Annotated in this window: 16 protein-coding genes and 1 pseudogene; 6 read left to right on the top strand and 11 right to left on the bottom strand. The window is 64.2% G+C overall.

The window, feature by feature from the left end; genetic code table 11:
• Window positions 1–11: 11 nt before the first annotated feature.
• On the bottom strand, window positions 12–212 hold the full coding sequence (locus NKI64_RS00290) for a hypothetical protein (protein WP_023750092.1): 201 nt from the start codon (window positions 210–212) through the stop codon (window positions 12–14).
• A 259-nt stretch (window positions 213–471) separates the two neighbouring features.
• Between NKI64_RS00290 and grpE the strand changes: the two genes are divergently transcribed.
• Window positions 472–1,101: a nucleotide exchange factor GrpE gene (grpE, locus tag NKI64_RS00285; RefSeq protein ID WP_023691975.1), complete on the top strand. Its 630-nt coding sequence runs from the start codon at window positions 472–474 to the stop codon at window positions 1,099–1,101.
• A 139-nt stretch (window positions 1,102–1,240) separates the two neighbouring features.
• A complete protein-coding gene (locus tag NKI64_RS00280) occupies window positions 1,241–1,873 on the top strand; it encodes a trimeric intracellular cation channel family protein (protein WP_352518516.1) in 633 nt (210 codons plus the stop codon).
• Window positions 1,874–1,994: 121 nt separating this feature from the next.
• Here NKI64_RS00280 and olsB read toward each other — a convergent pair whose 3' ends face one another.
• The 6 genes from olsB to NKI64_RS00250 all read right to left on the bottom strand — a co-directional run bounded on the left by olsB (window position 1,995) and on the right by NKI64_RS00250 (window position 9,115).
• Window positions 1,995–2,870 carry a l-ornithine N(alpha)-acyltransferase gene (gene olsB, locus NKI64_RS00275; RefSeq protein WP_502901363.1) on the bottom strand — a complete coding sequence of 292 codons (876 nt, stop codon included), beginning with the start codon at window positions 2,868–2,870 and terminating at the stop codon, window positions 1,995–1,997.
• A gap of 276 nt (window positions 2,871–3,146) precedes the next feature.
• Complete coding sequence (locus tag NKI64_RS00270; protein WP_352666130.1) at window positions 3,147–5,435, bottom strand: response regulator; 2,289 nt, start codon at window positions 5,433–5,435, stop codon at window positions 3,147–3,149.
• A 142-nt stretch (window positions 5,436–5,577) separates the two neighbouring features.
• On the bottom strand, window positions 5,578–6,567 hold the full coding sequence (acuI, locus tag NKI64_RS00265; protein ID WP_352666128.1) for an acrylyl-CoA reductase (NADPH): 990 nt from the start codon (window positions 6,565–6,567) through the stop codon (window positions 5,578–5,580).
• Between the two features lie 105 nt (window positions 6,568–6,672).
• Complete coding sequence (lspA, locus tag NKI64_RS00260) at window positions 6,673–7,161, bottom strand: signal peptidase II (RefSeq protein ID WP_023669760.1); 489 nt, start codon at window positions 7,159–7,161, stop codon at window positions 6,673–6,675.
• Window positions 7,158–8,015: a TrmH family RNA methyltransferase gene (locus NKI64_RS00255; protein ID WP_352510275.1), complete on the bottom strand. Its 858-nt coding sequence runs from the start codon at window positions 8,013–8,015 to the stop codon at window positions 7,158–7,160. The genes lspA and NKI64_RS00255 overlap by 4 nt, the downstream gene beginning before the upstream one ends.
• 17 nt (window positions 8,016–8,032) lie before the next feature.
• Window positions 8,033–9,115 carry an RsmD family RNA methyltransferase gene (locus NKI64_RS00250; protein WP_023820569.1) on the bottom strand — a complete coding sequence of 361 codons (1,083 nt, stop codon included), beginning with the start codon at window positions 9,113–9,115 and terminating at the stop codon, window positions 8,033–8,035.
• 127 nt (window positions 9,116–9,242) lie between these two features.
• Between NKI64_RS00250 and NKI64_RS00245 the strand changes: the two genes are divergently transcribed.
• The 4 genes and pseudogenes from NKI64_RS00245 to NKI64_RS00230 all read left to right on the top strand — a co-directional run bounded on the left by NKI64_RS00245 (window position 9,243) and on the right by NKI64_RS00230 (window position 11,541).
• A complete protein-coding gene (locus NKI64_RS00245; protein WP_023686574.1) occupies window positions 9,243–9,941 on the top strand; it encodes a helix-turn-helix transcriptional regulator in 699 nt (232 codons plus the stop codon).
• A gap of 90 nt (window positions 9,942–10,031) precedes the next feature.
• Window positions 10,032–10,441, top strand: a pseudogene (locus tag NKI64_RS00240) (VOC family protein).
• The gene (locus NKI64_RS00235) at window positions 10,438–10,869 is read left to right on the top strand and encodes an EVE domain-containing protein (RefSeq protein WP_023698201.1); all 432 of its coding nucleotides are present in this window, start codon (window positions 10,438–10,440) and stop codon (window positions 10,867–10,869) included. The pseudogene NKI64_RS00240 and the gene NKI64_RS00235 overlap by 4 nt, the downstream one beginning before the upstream one ends.
• 96 nt (window positions 10,870–10,965) lie before the next feature.
• Window positions 10,966–11,541: an MFS transporter gene (locus NKI64_RS00230; protein ID WP_023824626.1), complete on the top strand. Its 576-nt coding sequence runs from the start codon at window positions 10,966–10,968 to the stop codon at window positions 11,539–11,541.
• Between the two features lie 188 nt (window positions 11,542–11,729).
• On the opposite strand, the gene lhpI is transcribed toward NKI64_RS00230, so the two are convergent.
• The 4 genes from lhpI to sppA form a co-directional block, all read right to left on the bottom strand.
• The gene (gene lhpI / locus NKI64_RS00225; RefSeq protein ID WP_352597568.1) at window positions 11,730–12,695 is read right to left on the bottom strand and encodes a bifunctional Delta(1)-pyrroline-2-carboxylate/Delta(1)-piperideine-2-carboxylate reductase; all 966 of its coding nucleotides are present in this window, start codon (window positions 12,693–12,695) and stop codon (window positions 11,730–11,732) included.
• A 30-nt stretch (window positions 12,696–12,725) separates the two neighbouring features.
• The gene (locus NKI64_RS00220) at window positions 12,726–13,070 is read right to left on the bottom strand and encodes a lipopolysaccharide assembly protein LapA domain-containing protein (RefSeq protein ID WP_023669750.1); all 345 of its coding nucleotides are present in this window, start codon (window positions 13,068–13,070) and stop codon (window positions 12,726–12,728) included.
• A 53-nt stretch (window positions 13,071–13,123) separates the two neighbouring features.
• Complete coding sequence (locus NKI64_RS00215; RefSeq protein WP_006200394.1) at window positions 13,124–13,408, bottom strand: integration host factor subunit beta; 285 nt, start codon at window positions 13,406–13,408, stop codon at window positions 13,124–13,126.
• Window positions 13,409–13,488: 80 nt separating this feature from the next.
• Window positions 13,489–14,445 carry a signal peptide peptidase SppA gene (gene sppA / locus NKI64_RS00210; protein WP_023686570.1) on the bottom strand — a complete coding sequence of 319 codons (957 nt, stop codon included), beginning with the start codon at window positions 14,443–14,445 and terminating at the stop codon, window positions 13,489–13,491.
• Window positions 14,446–14,623: the final 178 nt, after the last annotated feature.

The following is a 14,623-nucleotide window of genomic DNA, read 5'->3' as shown; positions in this document are numbered from 1 at the left end:
CGATTGCATCGCTATTGACGGCGTTGGCGGCCGGCCATGCTGGCTTCTATGCCGTCCAGCCGATCGAGCAGGTCCCGGAAACGGGCGGGAATGTCGGCCTCGGTGCGGAAGGCCGGCAAGGTGCGCAAGAAGCGCGTCGTCGCCTCGGTGCCGAACTGGCGCCTGATGTCGGCGGCGAGCTCTTCGCTTCTGTTGCCAGTATTGCGGTCCATTGTCTCAAATCCTGTGTCGGTTTCAAAACTCCTCCAAGCTTTGAATGGTTCCCCATAGCGGGGTATTGGCAAGCAAAGGCTGCCGTTACGGTAAAGTTTGAATTAATTTTGAACGTCTTTGCGTCCCGCACCAAGTCCGACGGGCAGCCCGCAACATTGCCTGCTGTTGGGCGTCCTCCTGGGCTTGCCCCTTGATTTTTGGCCGCCAAACCTCGATATCGGGCGCAAATCCAAACCATTCGAATGACGGGAAATGGCGATGAGCGACCAGACAAAAGACGAACGCGCGCCCGAGGATATCGAAACGGCCGAGGCCGAGCGCACGCAAGGCGGCATTGACGGCGACTATGAAGCGCTGGTGCGGCTGCTGAAGGAAAACGAGGAGCTGAAGGACCGCGCGCTGCGCGTCGCGGCCGAGATGGAGAATCTGCGCCGCCGCACCGCCCGCGACGTGCATGATGCGCGCGCCTATGCGGTGGCCAATTTCGCCCGCGACATGCTGTCGGTGTCGGACAATCTGCGCCGCGCACTCGATGCTATCCCCGCCGAGGCGAAAGCGGCCGGAGATGCCGGCTTCAAGGCGCTGATCGACGGCGTCGAGATCACCGAGCGCGCCATGCTGTCGACGCTGGAACGGCATGGGGTGAAGAAGCTCGAACCGGAAGGTGAGAAGTTCGACCCGAATTTCCACCAGGCGATGTTCGAAGTGCCCAATCCCGATGTGCCGGCCAACACCGTCGTCCAGGTCGTGCAGCCGGGCTATTCGATCGGCGAGCGCGTGCTGCGGCCGGCCATGGTCGGGGTCGCCAAGGGCGGCCCCAAGATCGCGGCCACCGAAGCGCCGGTCGAGCCGGGGCCGGTGAACGAGCAGGCCGAGAAGGATGCGTGAGTAGGGAATAGGCAGTAGGGAATAGGGAATAGGGAATAGGGAATAGGGAATAGGGAATAGGGAATAGGCAGGCGTATCAATCGCGCGGCTTCGTGTTATTCATACTTTCCCTAATCCCAATCCCTACTACCTCATGTCCCTGACACCCATCGACCTCCTCGACTATGCCGGCGTCGCCGTCTTTGCCGCGACCGGGGCGTTGGCGGCTTCGCGCAAGCAGCTCGACATTATCGGCTTCCTGTTTCTGGCCAGCGTCACCGGCATTGGCGGCGGGACACTGCGCGACGTCATCCTCAACCTGCCCGTCTTTTGGGTCGCCAACTCCGGCTATGTCTTGGTTTGCGCGGCGGTTGCGGTGCTGGTCTTCTTCATCGCCCACCGCGTCGAATCCCGCTGGAAATGGCTGCTCTGGCTCGACGCCATCGGATTGGCGGCCTTTTCCGTAATGGGCGCGGCCAAGGGGCTGGCCATCACCGGCTCGCCGGTCGTCTCCGTTGTTATGGGCGTGCTGACCGCTACGTTCGGCGGCATCCTGCGCGATCTGCTGGCCGGCGAGCCATCGGTGCTGCTCAGGCCCGAAATCTACGTCACCGCCGCACTCGCGGGCGCCGGCCTCTACACACTTGGCGATCTCGCCGGCCTGCCGCCGCTCGCCTCGGATGTCGCCGGCTTCGCCGCGGCTTTCCTGGTGCGCGGCGGCGCGCTGAAATTCGGTTGGACGTTTCCATCCTACAAGAGCCGCCCGGGACGGCGACCGGAGGATATTCCGTAGGAATAGGGAATAGGGAATAGGGAATAGGGAATAGGGAATAGGGAATAGGGAATAGTCGGTAGTCAGCAATTCGCGGCAGCCTTCACTACTGCCTACTGCCTACTGCCTACTGCCTACTGCCTCACGCCGCAAAGCGCTGCGCTTCCCCGCCATAATAGTTGACGTAGCGGGCGCCGATTTCCTTGACCGGCATCACCACGAACACATCGACGGTGGAGAACTCACGGTCCATGACGCAGCCGTCGCCGATCCGGGCGCCGACGCGCAGATAGCCCTTGACCAACGGCGGCATGGCCGCAATCGCCGCCTTGGCGTTGACCGCCTCGATCGGCATCAGGTCCATCGAGCAATAGCGCCCGGAGACCGCCCGCACATCCCAGGCGGAGTTGGTCCGGCAGTGATGGGCAAGGTAGGTGAGCGCCTCGGCATGCGCAGCCGGCACCGTGCCAGGGAACGAGGCACAACCGGTCATCACGCCGATCTCATAGTGGTTGATGTAGGCCCAGATGCCTTGCCACAGCGCCTCGATGGTGCGCTTCGAGCGGTATTCCGGCAGCACGCAGGAGCGGCCGAGCTCAAGGAAGCGCTGGCCAGGATGGCGGGCGATCAGCTTGGTCAGTTCGAACTCGCCTTCGGAATAGAAGCCGCCGGCGGTCGCGGCAATCTCTTGCCGCAGCAGGCGGTAAGTGCCGACGATGCGGCGATGCTCGGGGCCGGAGATCGAAGTGTCCAGCACGAGGAGATGGTCGCACAGCGGGTCGAAGCGGTCGGCGTCGCGCCGGTCCTGCGCCTGGAACAGGTCCTTCCTGGCGCCAAGCTCGTCATAAAACACCCGGTAGCGCACTTCCTGGGCGGCGGCGATTTCGGCCTCATTGCGGGCAAGCCGCACTTCGAGATTGCCGATACGGCCCAGCGGTGCGCCTGTTGCGACGGCATCGGCGTTCCGCGCGGCGAGCAAAGCGCCGCCTGCGCTGGGCCGAGTGTCACATTCCGGCATAACTGTATGCACGAGTGATTCTCCTTCGAGCCATCCCTCTTGGCACGGGGATACGGTGTAGGTGCAACAGGATTGTGACAGTACCGTGATACGGCGCGACGGGCAATACTTCGTCGGCTGGCGAAAACCCTCATTCGGCTACCTACGTGACGCGAGGATTGCGCCAGCGTCGCCTTGAAGCGCGTCGCGCTGGGACGATTCACGCGACGCGCTTCAAGTCTTTGTTTTGTGCATGTCGTCTTCTCAAAACCGGGGCCACTTTTGAGCGACATGAATTCAGGCGGCCACCTGGCCCTCGACGGCATGGACCAGCGCGTCGGGATCGAGCGGCTTGGTGACAAAGCCGCTGGCGCCATGGGCGAGCACGGTGTGACGGGTCTTTTCCTGGCTGTCGGCCGAAAGCACCATGATCGGAACCGGCGGCACAGCCATTTCCTCCTCGTGGCGGCGGATGGCGGCGATCGCGTCCAGCCCGTCCATGACCGGCATGTGCAAATCCATCAGCACCACATCGAAGCGATTTTTCAGCCCGGCTTCGGTCACCGCCTCGACCGCGGCCTTGCCATTGCCGACCACTTTCACGCGATGTCCCGCCTTCAAAAGCGTGGCGCGGGCAAGCATGGCGTTGATGTCGTTGTCTTCGGCGATCAGCACCGACAAACCTTGCTGGCGCCCGCCATGGGCACGAAGCGAGGACGCGCCGGTCTTTTCCGGCTTGGGCGGCGGCAAGGCAGGGGCATGACTGGCCAGCAGCACGCGCAGCAGGGTTTCGCCGCGCACCGGCCTCGCCAAGAAGGTGGCGTAGCCGCTGGTGCGGAATTCGCCAAGCATGCCGCGGTCGGTCGGCGCGATCAGCGTGATCGCCTCGCAATCGGCAAAGCCACTCTGGCGCAGGCGCTTGAGCAGTCTGCCGTCGCCGTCCTCCAGGGCCGCGTCGATCAACAGCACATCGCAATGTTCGGCGAAGGGCGTCGCCTGGGAAGCAGTTGCGGCGACGTCGACGGCGCCGCCATGGGCGCGGATGGTGCGGGCGATGGCGTCCGCCTCGACGGCGTTCTTCGACACGATCACGGCGCGCCGGCCGGCGAGGATGTTCTGCCGGTTCTGCGGTGCTTCGGTTGCTCCTGCGGCCGGGATCTCGAAGACGAATTCCGATCCCTCGCCAAGCCGGCTCGACACCGAAATGGCACCGCCCATGGCGGCGACCAGGCGCCTCGATATGGCCAGACCGAGGCCGGCGCCGCCATGGGTGCGGGTCGAGGTGCCGTCGGACTGTTCGAACTCCTCGAAGATGCGCTCCATATCCTCTTCGCGCAGGCCAGGGCCGGTGTCGGCGACGGTGAAGCAGATGCGGTCGCTGGTCTCGGTGCGGGCCCGTGCAACCGAAACCAGCACGCCGCCGGTGTCGGTGAACTTGATCGCATTGCCGATCAGGTTGAGCAGCACCTGCCTGACTCTTCCCGGATCGGCCATGATCATCTGTGGCACGTCGGGCTCGACATGACAGCCGAGGCCGATGTTCTTGGCGAACGCTTTCGCCGCCATCAGTTCGATGATGTTGTCGGCAATTTCACGCAACGATGTCGGCTGCGGTTCCGGGTCGAAGCGGCCGGCCTCGATCTTGGAATAGTCGAGCAGGTCTTCGATGAGCGCCAAAAGCGCGCTGGCCGAGGTCGAGACGGCGCCGACATAGGTGCGCTGCTCGGGCGACAGATTGGTGTCGGCCAGTAGCTTGGCCATGCCCATGATGCCGTTCATCGGCGTGCGGATCTCATGGCTGACGGTGGCGAGGAAGCGCGACTTGGCCTGGCTGGCATATTCGGCGCGCTCGCGCGCGGTGATCAACGAGGATTCGGCGCGCTTGCGGGCGGTGATGTCACGGGCAATCGCCCGGTGCGAGACGGCGCCGCTATCCTTGTCGCGCACCGACAGTTCGATCCACGAGAACCAGCGCGGACCGTTCGGCGTGCGGATGGAGACGTCGGTGGAACTCAGGCATTCGTGATCCGAAAAGGCGGCGTCGGGAACGATACCGACATCGATGCCGAGGTCGGCCAGAGTCCTGCCGGCAAGGTCGCGCTGATCGGTTCCGACGAGGCCGGCGAAAACCATGTTGGCATAGACGATGTGGCCGTCGCGGTCGCGGTGGACGACGAGATCGCCGAGCGCATCGATCAGCCCGCGAAAACGCTCCTCGCTCTCCTGCATCTCCCACATGCGGTCGGCCAGCGTCTCGATCTCGGCGCGGCTGCGCGCGGCGGTTTCGTCGAGCAAGGCCGTCGCGCGGTGGACGGTGCGGCGGTTGCGCAGGTGCATGGCGACGCCGGCAACGCCTGTCGCCAGCAGACCGAACGTGATGAAGATCGGCGCACCGGTGAGGTGGGAGAGGCCCGCCAGCACGACACTGGCGACCACCGTCAGGAACGGCAGGCCCTCGGACGTGGGGCGCGGCAAATCCGGCGCCAGCGGCGGCGCGGCAACATGCTGCCGCTTGGGCGTCGCCGGGTTCGGCCCGTCGATGCTTTCGGCGCGGCTCTTCTCTTTCCTGGCGGACTCCGCGATCATGCGGAACTCCTTGCCAGATAGAGATTATGGAAAAGCGCGGCGGATCGTTCGAATTTTAGCGGTCATGCATTTTTGGCGGTTTTCCGCATCGCCTGATCTTTTCCGAAACCTGATTCCCTTTCGGGATCATGCTTCGGGAGCCTCACATATCGACAACCACGCGGCCCCTGATCTTGCCCTCGACGATGTCATGGGCGGCGGTGATGATGCCGTCGAAGCCGATCGTCGTCGACAGGCCGGCGAGCTTCTTGAGATCAAGATCGCTGCCGATGCGGCGCCAGGCTTCCAGCCGCACAGCCTTTGGCGCCATCACTGAATCGATGCCGAGCAGCGAGACGCCGCGCAGGATGAACGGGGCGACGCTCGACGGCAGATCCATGCCACCGGCCAGGCCGCAGGCGGCGACCGCGCCGCCATAGGCGGTCATCGACAGCACATTGGCCAGCGTGTGGCTGCCGACGGCATCGATGCCGCCGGCCCAGCGCTCCTTGGCCAGCGGCTTGGCCGGCTGGGAGAGTTCCTCGCGCGAAATCACTTCGGCGGCGCCGAGGCCGATCAGATAGGGGCTTTCGGCGTTGCGGCCGGTCGAGGCGATGACGTGATAGCCAAGGCTGGACAGGATCGAGACCGCGACCGACCCAACGCCGCCGGCCGCACCCGTCACTACCACCGGGCCGCGATCCGGCAGGATGCCGTGCCGCTCCAGCGCCATGACGCTGAGCATGGCCGTATAGCCGGCGGTGCCGACCGCCATCGCATCGTGGGCGCTGATGCCGTCGGGCAACGGCACCAGCCAGTCGCCGTTGACGCGCGCGCGCCCGGCATAGGCGCCGAAATGCGTCTCGCCGACGCCCCAGCCATTGAGGATGACCTTGTCAGCCTTGCGCCAGTCGGCATGCGATGAGGAGAGGACGGTTCCGGCGAAATCAATGCCCGGCACCAGCGGCCAGCGGCGGATCACTGGCGCTTTCCCAGTGATGGCCAGCCCGTCCTTGTAGTTGACCGTCGTCGCCTCGACCGCGACAGTTACGTCGCCTTCCATCAGATCGGCTTCGCCGAAATCGACGATCTCGACCGATTGCTTCTTTTCGGCGTCGCGCGAAACGAGGATGGCTTTGAAGGTTTCAGGCATCTCTTCTCCTCGGCTTCGCAAAGGCTGGCGGTCGGCATTGGCTGGCTCTGGCCGAACTGTGCGGCGACCGTCCGGCGAGGTCAATTGGTCAAAAGAGTCGGGCCGTCAGGCTTCTGGGCCTTGCGGCTTGGCCTCGCGCCGCCAGCCGATGAACTCGTCGAAGACGACCAGCGCCGCGCCGACCGAAATGAAGGCATCGGCAAGGTTGAAGACGGCGAAGGACCATACCGGCGTGTGGAACAATATATAGTCGATGACGTGGCCGTAGACGGCGCGGTCGATCAGATTGCCGATCGCGCCGCCGATGATCAGGGCAAAGCCGATGCGGGCCAGCACATGGCCGGAGGGCGTGCGCGTCGCCAGATAAAGCACGAAGGCAACGACCACGACCGCGATGACGACCAGGCCGGTGTCGCCGAAGGACGAGAACATCGAGAAGGCGATGCCGGTATTGTAGGTGCGAAACAGCGCCAGGAATGGTACCAGGTCGAGCTTTTCCTGGAAGACGAGGCCGGTCTCGATCAGATGCTTTATCCACTGGTCTAGCGCGATTGCCACCACCACCAGCAGCGCATAGGGAGACCATGATTTCACGATGTGGCGTCCTCGGGGGCAAGTTTCAGCGCGCCGCGCCGGATCTCGAACAGCATGATTCCGGTGGCGACCGCCAAATTGAGTGAATCGGCGCGGCCGGCCTGCGGAATCCGCAGCAGCCGGTCGCAGCTTTCCGCCAGATTGTCGGGCAGGCCCTGCTGCTCATTGCCCATCATCAAGAGCACCGGTCCTCGGGAGAAATCGACCGAGCGGTAGTCGACCGCACCCTTCAGATGGGTGCCGACCACCAGGCCCGAGAAGCTGTTTCGCCAAGCCAGAAATGCTTCCGGCGTCGCCTTGGTCACCGGCACGGCGAAGATCGAGCCCATGGTGGCGCGCACGGTCTCGACAGAAAAAGGATCGGTAGTCTCGCCGACCAGGATGACGCCCTTGGCGCCGACGGCATCGACGGTGCGGATGACGGTGCCGAGATTGCCGGGATCGCGCACCCGGTCGAGCGCCACCCAGACGTCGCCGTCGTGAGCGCGGATGTCTCTTAGCGGCAGCAGTTTTTGCCGGAAGACGCCGACCACCATTTGCGGATTGTCACGGCGGGTGATGGCGACCAGCACTTTTTCGGACACTTCGAGCACGGTGCCGCCGGCGGCAACCGTGCGCGCCGCCACCTTTTCGACCGCCGCATTGCCGCGTCCGGCCTTGGCGAAAACCAGCGTCCTGATCGACCAGCCGAGGTCGAGGGCGTCGATGACCAGCTTCAGCCCTTCGGCCATGAAGGCGTTGTGCTGGTCGCGGAATTTCTTCTGGGCGAGCGCCTTGATGTCCTTGATCAGCGGATTGGCAAGGCTGGTGACTTCCTTGACCTGCCCGGGCGCACCTGCGTGCCGCTCATTCATTCGGGACTCCCGGGCATTCAGGCCACCCAGCGCGAAAACAGCGATGTCGACAGCGCCCGGCCGGCAGATTGCTCGCGGATGATCAGTTCGCCTGATTCAACGGTGCCGCCCATGCCGGCAAAGGTGTCGCGCATCAAGGCATGGATGGCGAAGAAGGAGGCGCGGATGGAATAGGCGGTCAGCACTATGGCGACCGGTTTCGGCGTCAGGATCGCGCGGCAAAGGTCGGTCAGGCCGGGCAGGTCCTCGAACAACTGCCAGACCTCGCCCTTGGGTCCGCGGCCATAGGCAGGCGGGTCGAACAGGATGATGTCGTAGCGGCTGCCGCGGCGCTCTTCGCGCTCGGCGAATTTCACTGCATCGTCGACGATCCAGCGGATCGGCTTGCTGCCGAGACCGGCCATTTCCTGGTTTTCGCGCGCCCAGCCGACCGCCTTCTTGGAGGCATCGACATGGGTGACCTCGGCGCCGGCGCGGGCGGCCACCAGAGACGCGAGCCCGGTATAGCCGAACAGGTTCAGCACCTTGATCGGGCGCTTGGCCGCCGCGATCAGGCTGGCCATATGGTCCCAGTGCGAAGCCTGCTCGGGGAAGACGCCGACATGGCGAAACGAGGTGAAGCGGCCGAGATAGTCGATGCCGTCATGCTTCATCGGCCAGGTCTCGCCCAGCGGTACCTTCGGGAACCGCCAGCGGCCGATGCCTTCCTCGTCGGTGTCGCCGGTGAAGATGGCGTCGGCGCGGTCCCAGTCCCTGGCCGGTAAGGCCTTTTGCCAGATCGCCTGTCCCTCGGGCCGCACGATGCGGTAGGGGCCGTATTGTTCGAGCTTCTCGCCGGCACCGCTGTCGAGCAGTGCATAATCCTGATTGGGCGCCACTTCGAGGATCACCGGCAGGCGCTCAGTGGGCAGGATGCCTTCGCGACGCGCCAGGATACGGGGGGCGGGCTTCGGATCAGACCGGTCGTCCGGTTTTGTTTCGTGGCGTTGCTGTCTGGCTTCGGGTCGGATTGGTACGGTCTCCGGCTGTGGCCGCGCATGTTCGGTCCTGCCTTTTGCGGGCGGACGGTTGTCGCGGCGTTTGTCGCGAAAAGACTTCAAGCAGGAGCGTCTCCGGAGGCGGCAGGCCGCTTTTGGCATAGGGTCACCGGCTGCGCAAACAAAATGGTCGAGCGTGCGAATGTCTGAGGTGGTGGACCTCGCTGAGGAAACAGGCAAATCTCGAATCATGTCCCGTTCCGAACGCCTGCTCGACCTGATCCAGATCCTGCGCCGGCATCGCCGGCCGGTGAGCGGTCGCACGCTTGCCGGCGAGATGGACGTTTCGATCCGAACGCTCTACCGCGACATTGCCACGCTGCAGGGGCAAGGCGCGCCGATCGAGGGCGAGGCTGGGCTGGGCTATGTGCTGAAACCCGGCTTCATGCTGCCGCCACTGATGTTCACCGACGAGGAGATCGAGGCCATCGTTCTGGGATCGCGTTGGGTTGCCAGACAACCGGACAAGCGGCTGTCGGCCGCCGCCACCGACGCGCTGGCCAAGATCGCCGCTGTGCTGCCGGATGATCTGCGCGAGGACCTCGATGCGACCGCGCTTTTGGTCGGGCCGCACGGCGATGCTGTCGAAAGCATCGACCTTGGCCTGGTGCGCCAGGCGATCCGCAACGAGAGAAAACTCGGCTTTCTTTACCGCGATGCCGGCGGCGCCGCCTCCGAGCGCTTGATCTGGCCATTCGCGCTCGGCTTTTTCGACAAGGTGCGGGTGGTGGTGGCCTGGTGCGAGACGCGGCAGGATTTCAGACATTTTCGCGCCGACCGGATGTCGGGGCTCAACACCACGGATATCCGCTATCCGCGTCGTCGGCAGGCGCTGCTGAAGGAATGGCGCGCGACGCTGGACGCACCGGAGCGCCAGCCTGGCGCTTAATGCTCCTTTCCACGCGCCCACAAGACGCTGCTGCCAGAATCTGACAGTGGGGTCACCTATGCTCCTCCAATCGAAACCTGGAGAGCAGACATGAACACCCCCAATTTCGTCATCCTTTATGTCGACAGCCCGGAGCGGAGCGGCGCCTTCTACGGTGCGCTGCTGGGACGCCAGCCGGTGGAGACGTCGCCGACCTTCGTGCTGTTCGTGCTCGACAATGGCTTCAAGCTCGGCCTGTGGTCGCGCCACACGGTGGAGCCGTCGGCCGCGGCCGCGGGCGGCGGTGCGGAGCTCGTCTTCGCGTTGGACCGGCCTGATGCGGTGGACGCCGCCTACACGGACTGGGCAGGACGCGGCTTGACCGTTCTGCAGACGCCGACCGACATGGACTTCGCCGCACCTTCGTTGCGCTCGATCCCGACAAGCACCGGCTGCGCGTCTACTGGCTGAACGACGGAGAACAGGCCAATGGGGAACAGGCCAATGGAGAACAGAAATGAGTGCGCACTGGATCGCGGTCGCTTCCGCCGAACATGTCCGGCGCGGCCGCGAGGCCGGCTTCATGCAGGTCAACCACGGCAAGGCGGCACCTTTGCGCCGCATCAAGCCCGGCGACGGCATCATCTACTACTCGCCGACCACAATTCTGCGCGAGAAGGACGGCCTGCAGGCCTTCACGGCAATCGGCACCGTGCGCGAAGGCGAGCCTTACCAGGGCGACATGGGCGGTGGCTTCACGCCGTTCCGCAGGGATGTCGAATGGGCCAAGGCCGAGGAGGCGCCGATCAAGCCGCTGCTCGAGCAGCTCGACTTCACCGCGGGCAAATCGAACTGGGGTTATCAACTGCGCTTTGGGCTGTTCGAAATTACGGCGCATGATTTCGCGCTGATCGCCGAGGCGATGGGCGCTGCCATGAAGGCCGACTGACCGGCCATTCCTACCATGGTAGCGGCAGCTTCCGAGACATTCGAGATGCTCTGCCGTTGCCCCAAAGCGGCGGATCGCCGGGAACTTTAGCCGACGTTGCCTGAACGCGCTCCGGCAGGCGCGCTGCTCCGATTTATCAGCGCCGCACCCATTCTGGTTCTGATCGAATTGGCCTTCGGCTTTGCCGATATTGCTGCGATTTCAGGCATGGCGGTCTACTTCGTTCGCGTCGGCCACTCCGAAGCTTTCGCAGCATACGCCATTACCGTGCTGTCACTTCCCACCGCGTTTGCCCAGCCTCTGGTCGGATGGTTGCTGGACAAGACATCGCGTGCCGGTGTGACGATCTGCTGCGGCCTTTTAGGAGCGGTCGCGTTCCTGGCAATCCCGTTTTTGCAATCCGAGGCCGCTATCCTGGTGGTGTTCGCTATAATCGGCGTTGCAACATTCGCCTTGAGCACTTGTGCCCTCACAATCTTGGGCGAGCGCTTCGAGGGCGGGATGTTAGTAGCCGGAACTGCCAGCTTTTCTTTGGCCTACTCCATAGGCAGCGTTATGGGATCGACTGGAACCGGGTCACTCATGGACTGGATTTCGCCAAGAGCCGTACCAATAAGCGTTGGCTTGGGTCTCCTCGCTTTCACAATTCTAGTTTCTTTCAAACGCCCGTAGATTTGTCGGTCACCACTGACGTACGCGAAGCGGCGATTTGGCCCGAAAGCCGCCGTTCCGCTTCCCCACGCTTCTCAGTCGCTTGGTCTTCTACGCCTAATGTTTGGATGGGACCAAGGCGCGGGCAGCGCGGAGGCGGTCAGGAAGTTTGGTCTCAGGAACGGCGCCGGCGCCGGTGCAGGCAGACGCTACTGCTTGAGCGCGTTGTAGACGGCAATGCCGGTGGCAAGGTCTTCGAGGGCGGCGCCGACCGACTTGAACAGCGTGACCTCAGTGGGGCTCTGCCGGCCCTGTTTTTCCCCGCGCGCCAGCTCATGCAGATCGGCGACGATGGCTTCCGGCTTCAGCACGCCGGAGGCGAGCGGCTGGACGATGTCGCCGGCTTCCTTGGTGGCGCCGGCGCGGGTGTCGACATAGACGCGGGCGCGCGCGATCGCGTCGTCGTCGCTCTCGCGCATGGTCGGCGTGAAGCCGCCGACCAGATCGACATGCGCGCCCGGCTTGAGCAGCGCACCCTTGACCAGCGGCGTCGTCGTGATCGTCGCCGATGAGACGATGTCGGCCTCGGCGAGTTCGGCGTCGAGATCGCTTGCGGCCTCGGCGTTGAAACCGTCCGCGCGCAAATCAGCCGCGACCTTTTCGGCATTGGCGGGCGTGCGGTTCCAGATGCGGATGGTCTTGATCGGCCGCACCGCGGAGTGCGCCTTGGCGAGGAACGGCGACAGCGCGCCGGCGCCGACCACCAGAAGCCGCGATGCGTCCTCGCGGGCGAGATAGGAGGCCGCCACCGCCGAGGCGCAAGCGGTGCGCCACTGTGTCAGCCGTTGGCCGTCGATCAGCGCTTCGGGCTCGCCGGTGGCGCCGTTGAGCAGGAGGTAGAGCCCCATCACCGCCGGTTTGCCGATGGCGTTGTTGTCGGGCGATACGGTGACGATCTTGACGCCGATATGACCCCCGACCGACGTGCCGGCCGCATGGAAGTCGGTCCACGCCGGCATCAAAAGCAGCGTGGATGTGGCACCGTCGGGCCGCTCGACCCCGTGATGATGGCGGACGGGTTGCACAGCACCCTCGCGGAAGGCCGCGCGCAATGTCTCGACCAGCCCGGGAAAGGTCAGCGCCTGGTCGACAGCGTCGGCCGAAATGGTCAGCATGGAAACTCCGCGAAGATAAAAGCGCCGGCTTCAGGCCGTTGGCTTCGGCAGCGCCGGCCCGGCGGCCGCGCCCTGCTGCACGGCGGGTATACGGCTGACCGCCTGGCGCAAATTCTCGGCCTCGACCCCGCGCTGGCGCGCCAGCTTGCGGTAGCGGCCCTGCTTGACCCAGGTCGCCAGGCTGCCGACGACCATGCCGATGGCGAGCGCCACGAACAGGAAGATGAACAGCGGCAAGGTCAGCGTCAGTTTCGGATTGCCGGGGTTGAACGGGTCGAGCGTGAAGGCGACCAGCTCGCGGTTGGCGACGGCCAGCGCGATCAGGATGACGGCGAGCGGCACGAAGACCACGATAAGTATGAAGCGGTTCAACATAGAAATTCCCTGGAGAAGGCAGGCCTTGATAACGCCGGCGCGTTGGTCCGCGCCTACTTGCCGCCATTCAGCCTTTCACGCAATTCCTTGCCGGTCTTGAAGAACGGCACCCACTTCTCCTCGACCTCGACGGATTCGCCGGTGCGCGGGTTGCGGCCGGTGCGGGCAGGGCGATTCTTCACCGAAAAAGCGCCGAAGCCACGCAACTCGACCCGATTGCCTTCCGCCAGGGCATCGGTGATCTCGTCGAAGATCGCTCCCACGATGTTTTCGACGTCGCGCAGGAAAAGATGCGGGTTGCGCGTGGCAATGATCTGCACAAGCTCGGATTTGATCATCAGAAAGGTCCCCGTGAAAGCGCTGCGGTCAAATTATCAGGATGATTTTATTTGCTTTTTTACTCGCCCCAACCGGCAGATCAAGGGTGCCAGACGGAAACGAGACCGTCAAGAAACAAGCGATCCGCGCCAATTTCGTGAAGCACGTCGCTGCCGGCCTCCGACAGGCCGAGCGCGCTGCCGACGCTGCGCGCTATTGCTTTCGAGAACAGGAAGCCGCCACGCCGCTCGGTGTCCTTCCATTCCACCACCTTGAGCTTGGCGTCGACACCCTTGGTCGCCAGCCAGTCGATCGCCACGCTCTCGCCGCCGACAGCGTCGATCAGACCGTTGGCAAGGCCCTGGCGGCCGGTGAAGATCGAGCCGTCGGCAAGGGCCAGTGCCTGATCGCGGGTCATTTTGCGGCGCTCGGCGACGATGCCGACGAACCAGTCATAGCTGTCGAGGATGAGCTTGCGGACCATGGCTCGCTCGTCTTCATTGGTCGGCTTGAAGGGCGAGGGCGATGCCTTCAGCGGCGAGGATTTCACTTCCTCGAGCTTGATGCCGACCTTGTCCATCAGACCGCTGACATCGGGATACTGGATGAGCACACCGATCGAGCCGACGATCGACGTCTTGCGGGCAACGATATGGTCGCTGGCACTGGCGATCATGTAGCCGGCCGATGCGGCCAGCGTGCCGACCTCGGCCACCACCGGCTTGTCGGCGGCAAGCTTGCGCACCTCCTCGTAGATCGATTCGCCGCCGACCGTGGTGCCTCCGGGCGAATCGATCGCCAGGATGACGCCCTTGACCTGCGGGGATGTGCGGATGGTTTCCAGCCGCTTGATCAGTTCCTCGTCCTCGGTGATGGTGCCTTCGATCCTGACCTTGGCGATGTGGTCGACGGAAGAACCGCCGAGGTCGCCCCCATAGAACCAGCTTGCAAGCGCAATCACCCCAAGGGCCACGATGGCAATGGCGGCGCCGCGCCAGAAGGTCAGCTTGCGCCGCAAGCGGCGGCGGTCGATCAGGTCGTCGGCTCTCAGTGCCATGGTCTGCCTCACAGTCGGTGGGAAGCGATGCTTTTAAAGCAAGCGTCCGCGCCCGGCTACCTCTTCGTCAAGAGCCTGCGACGAAGCGACCTTCACGACGGAGGCATTTCAGGAAAAAATGACGCGGCGCGTTCGTTTCTGCTATGAAGTGACGAAATTGTGTCGCCTGAGTTCCGTC

The sequence above is a fragment of the Mesorhizobium sp. M0478 genome, assembly GCF_040321305.1.
GTDB lineage: Bacteria > Pseudomonadota > Alphaproteobacteria > Rhizobiales > Rhizobiaceae > Mesorhizobium.
Note: the sequence above shows the minus strand (reverse complement) of the source record. Positions and strands in the feature narration are given on the sequence as shown.

What these genes read in the sequence shown, in the direction of transcription:
- NKI64_RS00270 (WP_352666130.1), bottom strand. Translation starts at nt 5,435, where the DNA reads ATGATCGCGGAGTCCGCCAGGAAAGAGAAGAGCCGCGCCGAAAGCATC.
- acuI (WP_352666128.1), bottom strand. Translation starts at nt 6,567, where the DNA reads ATGCCTGAAACCTTCAAAGCCATCCTCGTTTCGCGCGACGCCGAAAAG.
- NKI64_RS00290 (WP_023750092.1), bottom strand. Translation starts at nt 212, where the DNA reads ATGGACCGCAATACTGGCAACAGAAGCGAAGAGCTCGCCGCCGACATC.
- grpE (WP_023691975.1), top strand. Translation starts at nt 472, where the DNA reads ATGAGCGACCAGACAAAAGACGAACGCGCGCCCGAGGATATCGAAACG.
- NKI64_RS00235 (WP_023698201.1), top strand. Translation starts at nt 10,438, where the DNA reads ATGAGTGCGCACTGGATCGCGGTCGCTTCCGCCGAACATGTCCGGCGC.
- NKI64_RS00255 (WP_352510275.1), bottom strand. Translation starts at nt 8,015, where the DNA reads ATGAATGAGCGGCACGCAGGTGCGCCCGGGCAGGTCAAGGAAGTCACC.
- NKI64_RS00220 (WP_023669750.1), bottom strand. Translation starts at nt 13,070, where the DNA reads ATGTTGAACCGCTTCATACTTATCGTGGTCTTCGTGCCGCTCGCCGTC.
- lhpI (WP_352597568.1), bottom strand. Translation starts at nt 12,695, where the DNA reads ATGCTGACCATTTCGGCCGACGCTGTCGACCAGGCGCTGACCTTTCCC.
- NKI64_RS00245 (WP_023686574.1), top strand. Translation starts at nt 9,243, where the DNA reads ATGTCCCGTTCCGAACGCCTGCTCGACCTGATCCAGATCCTGCGCCGG.
- olsB (WP_502901363.1), bottom strand. Translation starts at nt 2,870, where the DNA reads ATGCCGGAATGTGACACTCGGCCCAGCGCAGGCGGCGCTTTGCTCGCC.
- sppA (WP_023686570.1), bottom strand. Translation starts at nt 14,445, where the DNA reads ATGGCACTGAGAGCCGACGACCTGATCGACCGCCGCCGCTTGCGGCGC.
- NKI64_RS00215 (WP_006200394.1), bottom strand. Translation starts at nt 13,408, where the DNA reads ATGATCAAATCCGAGCTTGTGCAGATCATTGCCACGCGCAACCCGCAT.